At 66.8% G+C, this 13,590-nt stretch carries 12 protein-coding genes and 1 tRNA gene; 3 read left to right on the forward strand and 10 right to left on the reverse strand.

The annotated features are described in order from the left end of the window. Positions 1–89 precede the first annotated feature (89 nt). On the forward strand, positions 90–758 hold the full coding sequence (locus BAMB_RS27070) for an O-methyltransferase (RefSeq protein WP_011660345.1): 669 nt from the start codon (positions 90–92) through the stop codon (positions 756–758). A 9-nt stretch (positions 759–767) separates the two neighbouring features. On the opposite strand, the gene BAMB_RS27075 is transcribed toward BAMB_RS27070, so the two are convergent. The 5 genes from BAMB_RS27075 to BAMB_RS27095 form a co-directional block, all read right to left on the reverse strand. Beyond that, entirely contained in the window at positions 768–1,919 is a 1,152-nt protein-coding gene (locus BAMB_RS27075) for a DUF1176 domain-containing protein (RefSeq protein WP_011660346.1), read from the reverse strand. A gap of 258 nt (positions 1,920–2,177) precedes the next feature. After that, a complete protein-coding gene (locus BAMB_RS27080) occupies positions 2,178–2,990 on the reverse strand; it encodes a nucleotidyltransferase domain-containing protein (protein ID WP_011660347.1) in 813 nt (270 codons plus the stop codon). Positions 2,991–3,045: 55 nt separating this feature from the next. Then, positions 3,046–4,269: an RtcB family protein gene (locus BAMB_RS27085; RefSeq protein WP_011660348.1), complete on the reverse strand. Its 1,224-nt coding sequence runs from the start codon at positions 4,267–4,269 to the stop codon at positions 3,046–3,048. Between the two features lie 64 nt (positions 4,270–4,333). Beyond that, positions 4,334–5,473 carry a slipin family protein gene (locus tag BAMB_RS27090; protein WP_011660349.1) on the reverse strand — a complete coding sequence of 380 codons (1,140 nt, stop codon included), beginning with the start codon at positions 5,471–5,473 and terminating at the stop codon, positions 4,334–4,336. Positions 5,474–5,729: 256 nt separating this feature from the next. Next, positions 5,730–5,802, reverse strand: a tRNA-Cys gene (locus BAMB_RS27095). Positions 5,803–6,139: 337 nt separating this feature from the next. Here BAMB_RS27095 and rtcR point away from each other — a divergent pair. After that, positions 6,140–7,756 carry an RNA repair transcriptional activator RtcR gene (rtcR, locus tag BAMB_RS27100; protein WP_011660350.1) on the forward strand — a complete coding sequence of 539 codons (1,617 nt, stop codon included), beginning with the start codon at positions 6,140–6,142 and terminating at the stop codon, positions 7,754–7,756. Positions 7,757–7,780: 24 nt separating this feature from the next. Here rtcR and BAMB_RS27105 read toward each other — a convergent pair whose 3' ends face one another. From BAMB_RS27105 to BAMB_RS27125, 5 genes are all read right to left on the reverse strand, one after another. Beyond that, positions 7,781–8,542, reverse strand: a complete 762-nt coding sequence (locus BAMB_RS27105; protein ID WP_011660351.1) for a class I SAM-dependent methyltransferase — start codon at positions 8,540–8,542, stop codon at positions 7,781–7,783. 14 nt (positions 8,543–8,556) lie between these two features. Beyond that, entirely contained in the window at positions 8,557–9,186 is a 630-nt protein-coding gene (locus BAMB_RS27110) for a LysE family translocator (protein ID WP_011660352.1), read from the reverse strand. A gap of 90 nt (positions 9,187–9,276) precedes the next feature. Further along, positions 9,277–10,548 carry a type II toxin-antitoxin system HipA family toxin gene (locus tag BAMB_RS27115; RefSeq protein ID WP_011660353.1) on the reverse strand — a complete coding sequence of 424 codons (1,272 nt, stop codon included), beginning with the start codon at positions 10,546–10,548 and terminating at the stop codon, positions 9,277–9,279. Next, complete coding sequence (locus BAMB_RS27120) at positions 10,545–11,051, reverse strand: helix-turn-helix domain-containing protein (RefSeq protein ID WP_011660354.1); 507 nt, start codon at positions 11,049–11,051, stop codon at positions 10,545–10,547. Before BAMB_RS27120 ends, BAMB_RS27115 begins: the two co-directional genes overlap by 4 nt. Positions 11,052–11,302: 251 nt before the next feature. Next, positions 11,303–12,211 carry a LysR substrate-binding domain-containing protein gene (locus tag BAMB_RS27125; protein ID WP_041491599.1) on the reverse strand — a complete coding sequence of 303 codons (909 nt, stop codon included), beginning with the start codon at positions 12,209–12,211 and terminating at the stop codon, positions 11,303–11,305. Between the two features lie 108 nt (positions 12,212–12,319). Here BAMB_RS27125 and BAMB_RS27130 point away from each other — a divergent pair, with 108 nt between their 5' ends. Then, on the forward strand, positions 12,320–13,402 hold the full coding sequence (locus BAMB_RS27130; RefSeq protein ID WP_011660356.1) for a tartrate dehydrogenase: 1,083 nt from the start codon (positions 12,320–12,322) through the stop codon (positions 13,400–13,402). The last annotated feature ends 188 nt before the right edge of the window (positions 13,403–13,590 follow it).

The raw sequence follows: 13,590 nt of genomic DNA on the forward strand, positions 1-13,590 counted from the left end.
GACGTGCCCGGCTACCCTTAGAACGATTGGTTTGTTGCTTATGGTGGCGCGGCGCATAAAATGCCTTTTCCGCAAACAAGGGGTGCGCAATGAATCAGGATCATTGGAACCAGGTGGATGCGTATTTCTCCGCGACGCTTGTGCCGTCCGACGACGTGCTCGACGCGGTGCTGGCGGCGAGCGACGCGGCCGGGCTGCCCGCGATCAACGTCGCGCCGAACCAGGGCAAGCTGCTGCAACTGCTCGCGACGATCCGCGGCGCGCGCCGGATTCTCGAGATCGGCACGCTCGGCGGCTACAGCACGATCTGGCTCGCGCGCGCGTTGCCGCCAGGCGGCACGCTCGTGACGCTCGAACTGAACCCCGAGCATGCGAAGGTCGCGACGCGGAACATCCCGCGTGCGGGGTTCGCGGAAGTCGTGACGGTGGTGGTCGGCAGCGCGAAGGACAGCCTCGCGCGGCTCGTCGATGCGGGTGAAGCGCCGTTCGATTTCATCTTCATCGATGCCGACAAGGACAGCAACCCGGTCTATCTCGACGCGGCGCTGAAGCTATCGCGGCCCGGCACGGTGATCGTCGTCGACAACGTCGTTCGTGGCGGGCGCGTGGCGGATCCGGACAATCGCGAGCCCGACGTGGTCGGCGTGCGCGACGGGTTCGCGCGTCTCGTGGCCGAGCCGAACCTCACGACGACGGCCGTGCAGACGGTCGGGCAGAAGGGTTGGGACGGGTTCTCGATCTCGATCGTCGGCAAGTGATGTGACGCGTCAGCGCGGGCTTGCTGCCGCATCGGCACGTCGATACAGGCGTGGCCATTGATCGTCGAGCAGGCCGTTGCACGTGCCACGCGTGGCGATGTCGTTGAGCAGGAAGCGTCGGCCGTCGAAGATCCACGATGCGGTCGAGCCGCAATCGCCGGCATTGCGCAGCCTGACCTTGCTCGACAGCGTCGCGCTGGTGCGGTCATAGCGGGCCTCGGTCAGCTCGTTCGGGAACGACGCCGGATCGAGTCCCGCGTTCGCGTTCTCGCCGAAATTCATCGCTGTCGGCGTGAATGGTGCGGTCCGTCGCACGCGATACCACAGGTCGGTGTGGTTATACATGCTGCTGGTCTGGCACGGTATCGCGACCAGCGCTTCGTCGGCCGAGATCGCCACCGCGCGCGACGCTTTCCTGCGGTCGCTTGCCGACATTTCGTCTTCGACATCGGCCGCGCATTGCTTCACGTCGCCGCCGAACTTCGCGAGCACCGCGTCGACGAGCGGGCGCTGCTCGACGGCCGACAGGTTGGCGACGGCCGGCGCCGGTGTGACCGCGGGCGGCAGTGCCGGCGCGGCCGGCACCGAGGACGCGGGCCGGTTGCCCGGGCGCAGCAGCGCCGTGACGGTGCCGACGCGGCCCTGCGTGTCGTCGATCAGCAGCAACGCGGCATTCAAGCCCGCCAACGGCATGCGTGCGGTTTGTGCCGATGCCGAATCGCCGAAGCTCAGCAACTGCGCATTGCGCGATGCGGTGAGCCATGCGGCAACCGTTGCAGGATCATTGGCCCGGACCCGGAACGGGTATGGGTCGTCACCATCGGGTTTCCCGCCCGATGCATGCCATTGGGCCGCCATCGCATCGAACGGGCGGCCGTCGGCGCGTGCGGTGCGCAGGTCCAGCGGCGCCGCCGCGTAAATGTCGAGCGATGCTTGCGCGTCCGGGCCGGCGTCGCGCGTCACGCGCAGGATGAGACGGGAGCGTGCGTCATTGATTTCGTCGCTATCGCTTTCGGCAATGCAACGGTTGCCGTTGTCGCAGACGACCGACCAGTTCTTGAAGTCGCGCTCGACCGGCGGCCGCGTGAGCGGACGAGCCTGGGCCACGATCGGCGAAACGGCGAGGAGGGCGGCGACGGCGAGCGAAAGGCGGTGCGACATGGCGGTTCGTATCGACTATGGATGGGCGGGCGGAAGATGTCGGAGTGCAAGCGCATCGTCAGCAAGCGGGGCACGTCGAAGGCTGCGGCGCATGCGGCGGCGCGCTTGACCGAACGGCATCGAGTATACCGCCGCAACGGGGGGTGATCGCGGCGACGACGCGTAGTGTGCGGGCACGTACGTTGCTGGCCTGCATTGGTCGGACGAGTGCAAATGCGAAAACGGCGCGACGCCCACCGGCATCGCGCCATTCCCTTTTCATCGATCGTCGACCACGTCACGCAGGAACGCATCGAGCATCGCCACGTCGCCCCACGGCCGCTTGTACTCGCGATCGTGTTCGGCATCGGCGAGCATCGTCTCGACGAGCGCGTGGATCGCCGGCCGGCGCGGCCCGTATTCGCTTTCGTTCGCGCTCATCTTCAGCGCGAGCAACGCGTCGAGTTCCGCGCGCACCGCCGGCTCGTGCACGGTGCCGGCGACGAGATCCGCGAAGCGCATCGGCGGCATCCCGAGCCCCATGTCGATCCAGCGCACCGCGAGCAGCGGCCGCAGCACGTACAGGTATTTCTTGTAGCGCACCGTGTCGCCTTGCAGGTAGCCGCGAAAGTTCTTCTTCGCCATCGCGAGGTAGTGGTGACGCCCACGCACCGGCGAGAAGAACGCCGACGCCAGCGACCTGAGCCGCGGCGCCCAGCGCGCATCTTCGCGATACACGACGGGCGAGTCGAGCCATTCGAGCAGCGTCGGGTTCGAGCGGCGCAGCAGCTGCAGCGCCTTGCACAGCTCCCAGCCGCTGACGTCGAGCTCGTCGTCGAGCGGCCGCTCGATCACGTCGCGTTGCGGTTCGACGCTCAGGTACCAGTCGCGTCGATGCGCATACACGAAGCGCACGTCGTAATCGCTGTCCGGCGACGCGAACCCCCAGCCGCGGCTGCCCGATTCGCACGCGAACAGCACGCTCACATCGTGGCGGCGTTCGACTTCCGCAAGTTCCGCCATCACGCGCGCCCGTACGGCCGGATCGACCGGGTGCGCGCTTCGCACGGGTGTCAATTTTTCCGTTTTCATTGTTGTCGTTTCCTTTTCGTCGTGCGCGGCCGCCGGCCCTCGGCCGCGCACCGCGCTATCCTTTCACGCACACCACCTGCCGCAGCGTATGCACCACTTCGACGAGGCTGCGCTGGGCCGCCATCACCGCATCGATGTCCTTGTAGGCCATCGGAATTTCGTCGACGACGCCCGCGTCCTTCCGGCATTCGACGCCGCGCGTCGCGTTCACCTGGTCGTCGACCGTGAAGCGGCGCTTTGCTTCCGTACGGCTCATCGTCCGGCCCGCGCCGTGGCTGCACGAGCAGAAGCTTTCCGGGTTGCCGAGCCCGCGCACGATGAAGCTCTTCGCACCCATCGAGCCCGGAATGATCCCGAGCTGCCCCTTCTGCGCGGACACCGCACCCTTGCGCGTCACGAGCACGTCCTCGCCGAAGTGGCGCTCGCGCTGCACGTAGTTGTGGTGGCAGTTCACCGCATGTTCGTCGACCGAGAACGGCTTCGCGATCACGCCGCGCGCCGCGCCGATCACCGCATCCATCATGGCCTGCCGGTTGCGCCGCGCGTAGTCCTGCGCCCAGCCGACCGCTTCGACGTAATCGTCGAAGTGCCGGCTGCCCTCGGCGAAATACGCGAGGTTCCGATCCGGCAGGTTCGCGATGTGCTGCCGCATGTCGGCCTGCGCGAGTTCGATGAACAGGCTGCCGATCGCATTGCCGACGCCACGCGAGCCGCTGTGCAGCATGAACCACACGTGGTCCGCTTCGTCGACGCACACTTCGATGAAGTGGTTGCCGGTGCCGAGCGTGCCGAGATGCGCGTAGTGGTTCGTCTTTTCCAGCTTCGGATACTTGTCGACGATGCGCTTGAAGCCCGGCAGCAGCGACTTCCACGACTCGGTCACGGCGGCCGGCCTGCGCTCGCCCCATGCGCCCGGATCGCGACGGCCCGGCGCGCGGCCGTGCGGCACCGCACGCTCGATCGCGCTGCGCAGCCCGCCGAGCGAGTCCGGCAGGTCCGCGGCGGTGAGCGTCGTGCGCGCGGCCATCATCCCGCAACCGATGTCGACGCCGACCGCGGCCGGAATGATCGCGCCCTTCGTCGGGATCACGCTGCCGATCGTCGAGCCCTTGCCGAGGTGGACGTCCGGCATCACCGCGACGTGGCTGAAGATGAACGGCATCTGCGCGGTGTTGCGCAGTTGCGCGCGCGCTTCGTCCTCGACGGCGACACCTTGCGTCCACATCTTCACCGGCTTGCCATTCGCCAGTTCCATCACCTGAAAATCGTCGTTACTCATTTGCATCACCATTCATTCGTTCATTCGTCCGGCGCGGCACGCATGCGCCGCGCCGGTTCATCCATCACGCGCCCTTGATGCTGACGAGTCCGTTCAGCACCTGGTCGAGGCCGCCGAACACCGAGATGCGGTCGATCCGTTCCGCGACGCGCTCGAGCGTTTCCAGCTCCTTGAGCCGCAGCGCGGTCGGGTTCTCTTCCATCACCTTCGCGGTGTTCAGCAGCGAACGCGTCGCTGCCGTTTCCTCGCGACGGCGAATCACGTTCGCCTGCGCGGACTTCTCCGCTTCGACCACCTGCGCGAGGATCGTCTTCATGTCGCCCGGCAGCACGATATCCTTCACGCCGACGCTGCGCACGTCCACGCCGGAATGGCCGAGGCGTGCACGCACCTGCGTGATCACGACTTCGTCGATCGACTGCTTGTCCTCCAGCAGTTCGTCGAGCGAGCGCGTGCCGACCGCCGCCCGCAGCGCGAACTGCAGCTCGCGATACAGGTGCTCGACCGGCTTCTGCAGCTGGCCGAACGCATGCAGCACGTCCGCATAGCACCACGTCGCCGACAGGTTCAGCCGCAGCGCGACCTTGTCGCGTGTCAGGATTTCCTGTCCGCCGACTTCGAGTGCCTGCAAACGCAGGTCGACGAGTTCGACCGCGACGTCGCGGTTGAAGCGCCAGAACGCTGCAACGCCCGGTTCGAGCAGCCGCTCGATCTTGCCGTCGATCTTCAGCATACCGACGTGATACGCCGGCACCTGCGCCAGCAGCACGCCCGTCAGGCCCGCCACGCCGCGCGCACGCAGCGCCGGTTGCGCGATGCGCTTCGCGAGCGCGGCCGGCAGCATGCTGTCCTGCGCGAGATCGACGCGCTCCAGCCGGTGCGCGATTGGGCCGCGCCAGTACAGCCGACGCGTGCCGGGCGGCAGGATCTCGACGAGCACGTCGTCTTCGTAACGTAGGCCCGCTTCGTCGTCGCCCAGATCCATCGCGACGAAGTAGTGCGCGAGCACGTCCGGTGCGTCGTGACGCAGGTAGTCGGCGAGCGCGGCATCGGCGAGCGGCGCGTCGAGACGCGCGGTCTGCACCGACAGACGCTTGAACGGATCGAAGGCCTTGAACACACCCGGTTCGAGCACCTTCACGAAATCGCCCTCATTCATCAGCAGCGCGCGTTCGTTCTTTTTCACCACATGACGCTTCCACATATTCTTGTCCTTTTCTTCAATGGCCGCCGGGCGACACGCATCGCACGGATCGGGGTGCGACGTGATCGGGCGGGCGGCGCGGAGGTCCGGCGCGGTCGCACGGCGACGCATCCTGCATCGCGTCGTCGTGCGCATTCGCGCGGGCCGTCCGGCCGCCCGGCCGATCGCGCGGAACCGCAACCGGTCCGACGCGCGGCGGGCCTGTCGGCCCGCACCGGCGGGTACTGCTTCTATCAATAGACTGTCCTTCCGGACAGTGTTCGAGCGGGATTCGAACCCGCTACACACCGGCTTGCGCCGGCTGCTCTACCCGAATGAGCTACCGAACGGAGGGCGCCCCGGGATTCGAACCCGGGCGAAGTGCCAGTACGCGCCCGTTTGCCTTCGTCTGCCCATGGCGGCATGCGCGACCGCGACGAACGAGGTTCGGCGGCGGCGCACCAGCAGGGCTTTGTGAACCCTGGCTCGTGGGCCAGCGGGACATCCGGCGCTTTCTATTTAGCGAGGAGCGTGCCAGCGGGCTGGGTGGGTGACGAGAAATTCCCTCAAACCTTTGAAATAAAAGAATAATTTGTGATTTTCGTCGGCGCCTACGGAATCCGCCCGCGTCCACCTCCTCACCCAATTCCGATACAATCGGATCGCTTCTTATCCCATAAGATAAACATGCGCAAGACCGTCGCCATCGGCTTTCTCGGCACCGTGCTCGACCAGGGCGGCCGCGCGCCGCGCCGTTACCGCAAGTGGCGGCCGACCGTGTCGCTCTGCATGCAGCCAGACTTCGCGATCGACCGGCTCGAACTGCTGCATCCGCCGGGCCACACGCGCCTCGCCAATCAGGTGCGCGACGATCTCGCGCATCTGTCGCCGGATACCGAGGTTCGCCTCACGCCGGTCACGATCCGCGATCCGTGGGATTTCGAGGAGGTCTACGCGACGCTGCACGACTTTGCGCGCGCCTATCCATTCGATCTGGACCGCGAGGACTACCTGGTCCACATCACGACGGGCACGCACGTCGCGCAGATCTGCTGGTTCCTGCTCGCGGAAGCGCGCTACCTGCCCGCGCGCCTCGTGCAGACGGGGCCGCCGAAGCAGACCGACGAAGGGCCGAGCGGCCCCGGCACGGTGTCGGTGATCGATCTCGACCTGTCGCGCTACAACCGGATCGCGCAGCGCTTCACGCGCGAGCGCGACGAAACGGTGTCGTTCCTGAAGGCCGGCATCGCGACGCGCAACGCGCGTTTCAACGCGCTGATCGAGCAACTGGAGCGCGTGGCCGTGCGCTCGCGCGCGCCGATGCTGCTCGTCGGTCCGACGGGCGCCGGCAAGTCGTTTCTCGCGAAACGCGTGTACGAGTTGAAGCGCGGCCGCCATCGGCTCGCAGGCCCGTTCATCGAGATCAATTGCGCGACGCTGCGTGGCGATGCTGCGATGTCGACGCTGTTCGGTCACGTGAAGGGCGCGTTCACGGGCGCGCAGTCGGCACGCGCCGGGCTGTTGCGCGCGGCGGACGGCGGCCTGCTGTTTCTCGACGAGATCGGCGAACTCGGGCTCGACGAGCAGGCGATGCTGCTGAAGGCGATCGAGGAGAAGCGCTTCCTGCCGGTCGGCGCGGACGTCGAGACGACCAGCGATTTCGAGCTGATCGCGGGCACGCATCGCGACCTGCGGCAGATGGTGGCGGCCGGCACGTTCCGCGAGGATTTATATGCGCGGATCAATCTGTGGACGTATGAATTGCCGGGGTTGGCTGAGCGCCGCGAGGACATCGAGCCGAACCTCGAATTCGAGCTTGATCGATTCGGCCGCGAGCAGGGCGAGCAGGTGCGGTTCAACGTGGAAGCGAAGCGGCGCTATCTCGCGTTCGCGGCGTCGCCGCGCGCGGCATGGGCCGGCAACTTCCGCGAGCTGTCCGCATCGATCACGCGGATGGCGACGCTCGCCGATGCGGGGAGGATTACCGAGGCGATTGCCGAACAGGAGGTCGAGCGGCTGACGCGCACGTGGTCGTCACCGGGCGGCGCGGGTGCATCGGATGGCTACGTCGACGCCGTGTTCGGAACGCGTGCGGCGGAACTCGACTTGTTCGACCGCGCGCAACTCGAACGCGTGCTCGACGTGTGCCGCGTGTCGGCAAGCCTGTCGGAGGCTGGGCGCACGCTGTTCGCGGTATCGCGGCAGAACAAGAAGCAGCCGAACGATGCGGACCGGCTGCGCAAGTATCTCGCGCGCTTCGGGCTGGATTGGGAGGGCGTGCGGCAGGTGCTGGACGCGAAGTAGTCGAACCACCGCGATATTCACCGCTCACACGCGGCAGAGCGCGATGATCTCCGCACTGGCTGCATCATCGAACGGCGCGCCGTCCCAGTCGCCGCACCACGCAGCCGACGAGAAACCGGCGGCCGCGACCCGTGCCTGCAGTTCGCTTTGCGCGATGAAACGCAGCCGGCTCGCGCTCTTCACGTGCGTTTCGTCACGGTGAAAGCGGTAGACGGTGTCGAACGACACGATCGGCCCGTCGACCGCGGTGACCGCGTGGTGCAACTCGACGATGCCGAATTCGGGCGTATTGATGCGGGATACGGACGCCTGTGGTGTCCACGCACGCCACGGCTCGACACGCGGGTTGCGGGTTTCGAACAGGAAGCGGCCACCATCGGCTAGCACGCGCCGCACGCAGCACAGCGTCGCGTCGATCTCCGCGTCGGTCAGCAGGCACTGGAACGCGTGCCCGGTCATTACGACGACGTCGAATGGCGCGCCGCGCGGCAGGCCGTCGAGGCCGCACGCGAACCAGCGCACGGCGTCGGCGCCCGGCTGGCGTCGCGCATGGCCGATCATCGCGGGCGCGGGATCGATCGCAACGACGTCGTGTCCGGCCGACGCAAGCCGCCGCGCGAACGTGCCGGTGCCGCAGCCGAGATCGAGGATGCGTTGCCGCGCGGCGCCGATGCGCGATGCGTAGAACGCGAAGTCGCGATCACCGGCATTGAACCGGTCGTAGACCGCGACGAGGCGCGGGTCGGTATAGAGGCGTTCGCCGGCAGGCGCGGCGCCGGACGTCATGCGAAACGCGCGGGTCAGCGCTGCTGCACCGCGACGCGCAGCCCGAGCGCGATGAAGATCGAGCCGATGATCTTCCCTTGCCAGCGCGTGAGCCATGCGAGCCGCTTCACGACGCGCCCGAGCGGGCGGATCGAGCACGCGATCAGCGTCGTGTAGAGCGAGCTCAGCACGACGAAGATCAGCCCGAGCACCGCGAACTGCACGAACGTCGAGCCGCGTTCCGGATGCACGAACTGCGGCATGAACGCGAGGAAGAACAGCGCGGTCTTCGGGTTCAGCACTTCGGCGGGAATCGCCTGCAGGTACGCCTTCAGCGGCGTGACGGCCGCCACCTTCGGCAGCGACGGATCGGACGACGGCCGGTCGAGCAGCGCACGCACGCCGAGGTAGATCAGGTACGCGGCGCCGACCAGCTTCACGACGTTGAACGCGAGCGCCGACGTCATCAGCAGCGCCGACAGCCCGACGGCCGCGAACAGCGTATGCACGAAATCGCCGCTCGCGACGCCGAGACCGGTCAGGATGCCGGTCTTGCGGCCGCCCTGTACGGTGCGGCTCAGCACGAGCAGCACGGCGGGGCCGGGGATCAGGAACAGGCCCAGGACGACGGCCGTGAAGGTGGTCAGCGTGGTCAGGTCGAACATGGCGGCTCCAGCAAGGTGGGCGCAGCGGCGGGGGAGGATCGACGCATTGTATTCGGTTCGCCGTGCGGTTGTCGGCGTAGCTGAACCCTGTCAGTTGCCCGCGAGGCGAAACGCGTCGGCCATGCGCTCCTGTTCCCGCGTGGAAAGCGCGAGTCGTGTCGCGAGCGTGGGCCATTGGCCAACGATGTCGCGGAAGTCGTCGATGATCTCGTCGGCATCCTTCAGGCTCAGCCGAAAATATTCACATACGTCGCGGGCGAGTTCGAGGTCCAGCGCGTTATCGGCTTCCGTGATGTTGAGCTTGAGGCCCTCGGCTACGGCAACGGGATTCATGTCGTAGGCTGGGGAGAGTCGCCAGCCCGCACCGGGTTCGAGAATGAACCCGTGATTGCGAAGATGATCGTCGGTATTCGAGACCAGAAGGTTGAAGACGATCCGGGTCCATAGTTCGCGCAGGTCGGCATTCGGTTGCGCGCCGTGTCGCATGAGGACTTCCGCCAATTCCAGGTAGCTGACGCCGGTGGATGCATCGTCGCCGTCGACATGGCCGGTCATCGTCATGGCCGATGCAAAATGCAGCCGGCCACCATCGGGAGTCCGATCGAAGCGTCGCACCAGGAAGCAGTGATAGTCGCTGGCGAATTTTCGCGCTTGGGCTTGGGCGACGTTCAGGCCGCAGCCGACCGCCAGTGCATTGACGACCATTTCCCAGCCGCCTATGTCGTAGTCGTCTCGCGCGCTCGGGAACTTCGCGATATACAGATGCCCGAGATCGTCGGCTACGCTGGCTTTCGGTCTCGCGCCACCGAGCGAGCCTCCGGGCGCGATGAGCATCGATAGCCAATCGCGACCGTCCGGGGCGATGTTGTCGACGTCTTCCTCCAGTGCCCGACTGGCTTGCTCCAGTTCGCGAATCTCGGCAAACGGTGGCGCGGCGAGATCGATACGGTCATCGAGAAATTCTCCAGCGTCGTCGAGCTTGTAGCGCAGTGCACCGACCCGATAGAGATCATGGACGCCGAGCAGGTAGTCCGACTCATGGAGTCGCGTGCCCTTCGGTCGAATGCCCGCACGAATGTCGCGCTCCAGCCGGCGATCCATCAGCATGCGGCCCCACCGATCGGGGCTCGAATCGGCGAACGCGCCGAACGCGTTCCGTGGCGGAAGTGGGTATTGCGGCCCTTCGAAGAGGCCGATTCCGGGGTCGAGCTGCACGCCGGCAAGCTCCGGAGAAGCCAGCGCAGCCGCGTCGTACCGGAATTCGAACCGTTCGCTGGCACGTGTCTGTCGACCGTGCAGAAGGCCGAGCTTCAGCGGAGTGGGCAGACCGCTCCAGTCCGCATAGACGGAGATGGTCGTCATTTCCTGGTTGTCCCCCCGTGCCGCTTGCCGACGGGTTTCAGCAATGCGGCCAGCTCCGCTGCGGTCGTGCCGCGATTGTCATCAGGCACTGCGCGATCGGATGCCGGGGTTGCTGTTTCCTCGACTTGGGACGTGGATGAGACGCGCGCGCGCCTGTCGGGTGTGCGCGACGCTGCGGCGGTCGCCGGGGGCGCGACTCGCTTCGGGCGCCGTGGCGATGCGAGGCGGCTGTCCTGAAGCTGGCGGCCGAGCGGATCCGTGGCGGCCAGCTGTTCCAGATCGCCCTCGAGTCCGAGCGTCTGCATGACGGAAAGATAGGCTCCCATCGTCACCCCCGAACTGCCTGCTTCGAGGGAGCGCAGCGTCATCGGCGACATGCCGGCGCGCTCCGCGACCTGCTTGGCCGTCAGTTTTCGGCGCAGACGTGCCAACTTCAACCGCTCGCCGAGGTCGGCGAGCAGCCGACTGGATGCCGGCAGGAGCGGGGCAGTTTTCTTGGCCATGGTGGGAGCTATTATTTCATCACTTTTTATGTGATAACGCCAAAATAATAGCACTTCGATGGGTCGTAAGCGGGGGTTTGATCCGGTAGCGCAAGAGGAAATGTAAATATTCTGGCTTTTTATATGAAAAAACACCGAAATATTGACATTTTCTCGATCGCGCGAGCCAGCGCCGAACGCGGTTTATACCGGGACGCCCGGGGGCACTTCGCCTGCAGGGCGCACTGGGGCTCGTCCGCCCGCACCCCCCGTCATCCACCCAGCTCCCTCGCCAGATAGTCCACGAACGCGCGTATCCGCGCGGACATCTGATGCCGTTGCGCATACACCGCGTAAATATCTGCAGCCGGCGTCTCGTAATCGGGCAGCACGACGACGAGGCGCCCGTCGGCCAGGTAGTCGCGGATATCCCATTCCGCGCGCATCAAAATCCCGTGCCCGTCGAGCGCCCACTTCACCGCGATCTCGCCGTCGTTCGTCGTCAGGTTGCCGTTGATCCGCACGGCCTCCGTGTTGCGCGCCGCGCCGCGTCCGCCCGTCAGCCGCCAGATCCCGTAGCCTTCATCGCCTTGCCGGATGCCGATGCAGTTGTGCCGCGTCAGCTCGTGCGGCGTGCCCGGTGTCCCGTGTCGAGCGAGATACGCGGGCGCCGCGCACAGCAACCGGCGGTTCGGTGCGAGCCGCCGCGCGACGACGCGCGTGTCGGGCGGCTCGCCGAAGCGGATGCACACGTCGAACGCGTCATCCGTCAGCGGCGGCGGCATCACCGACAGCTGCAACTGCACCGACACTTCCGGATAGCGCGCGACGAAGCGCGAGATCGCCGGGCCGACGTGGCTGCGCCCGAAGCCGAGCGTCGCGTTCACGCGCAGCAGCCCCTTCGGCCGCTGTTTCGCACTACCGAGCAATTCGCCCAGTTCGTCCATCTGATCGAGGATCCGGCGGGCGTAGTCGAGATACACGTCGCCTTCGGGCGTCAGCATCATGCGCCGTGTCGTGCGGTTGACGAGCGTCACGCCCGCGCGGCGCTCCATCTGCGTGAGCCGCTTGCTGACGGCCGCCGCGGTCAGCCCGAGTTCGCGCGCGGCCGCGCTCAGGCTGCCCGACGCGGCCAGCGTCGAGAAGAAGCCGAGATCGGCCGGCTGGACGGTATCCGCCATGACGGGATTCATGAATCAAAGTTAAAGATGGTTTGAGTCTAGCACCGGTTCCCGTACTGCCGGTTCGGTAAAGTGCATTCACGCTTACGATCAATCGAGGATGTCAGCATGAAGACCTACCGTATCGCGACCATTCCCGGCGACGGCATCGGCAAGGAAGTGGTGCCGGCCGGCAAGCAGCTGCTGGAAGCGCTGGCCCGCGGCAGCGACCGCTTTGCGTTCGAGTTCGAGGATTTCGACTGGGGCGCCGATTACTATCGCCAGCACGGCGCGATGATGCCGGCCGACGGCCTCGACGCGCTGCGGGGCAAGGACGCGATCCTGTTCGGCTCGGCGGGCGACCCCGACGTGCCCGACCACGTGACGCTGTGGGGCCTGCGCCTGAAGATTTGCCAGGGCTTCGACCAGTACGCGAACGTGCGCCCGACGCGCATCCTGCCCGGCATCGACGCGCCGCTGAAGCGCTGCGGGCCGGACGACCTGAACTGGGTGATCGTGCGCGAGAACTCGGAGGGCGAATACGCGGGCGTCGGCGGCCGCGTGCACCAAGGGCATCCGATCGAGGCCGCGACCGACGTGTCGATCCTCACGCGCGCCGGCGTCGAACGCATCATGCGTTTCGCGTTCCGGCTCGCGCAGTCGCGTCCGCGCAAGCTGCTGACCGTCATCACGAAGAGCAACGCGCAGCGTCACGCGATGGTGATGTGGGACGAGATCGCGAAGCAGGTCGCGCAGGAATTCCCCGACGTCACGTGGGACAAGGAACTCGTCGACGCCGCGACCGCGCGCATGGTGAACCGCCCGGCGTCGCTCGACACGATCGTCGCGACGAACCTGCACGCGGACATCCTCAGCGATCTCGCCGCCGCGCTCGCCGGCAGCCTCGGCATCGCGCCGACCGGCAACATCGATCCCGAGCGCCGCTATCCGTCGATGTTCGAGCCGATCCACGGCTCCGCGTTCGACATCATGGGCAAGGGCCTCGCGAATCCGGTCGGCACGTTCTGGTCGGTCGTGATGCTGCTCGAGCATCTCGGCGAGACGGACGCCGCCGCGCGCGTGATGCAGGCGATCGAGGCCGTCACGGCGGACGCGTCGCTGCATACGCGCGACCTCGGCGGCAGCGCGAGTACCGCGCAGGTGACGGCGGCCGTCTGCGAGCGCGTCGCGAACGCGGCGGTCGTCGCCTGACGGTAACGAGGACGGCAACGGCCGCGCGCGTGCGCAGCCGTTCGCCGTCGGTTCACCGTCCCTGAATTTTCTGCCTGCGACTCGCGCATTCGACGCGAGCCGGGCGCCGGTGCGCACGCGTCGTCGTGACACCGGCCGGCACCCACCGGGCACGCGCGCACTGCGCACGGCTCGACCTCCAAGGAGGA

Source organism: Burkholderia ambifaria AMMD (assembly GCF_000203915.1).
Classification (GTDB): domain Bacteria; phylum Pseudomonadota; class Gammaproteobacteria; order Burkholderiales; family Burkholderiaceae; genus Burkholderia; species Burkholderia ambifaria.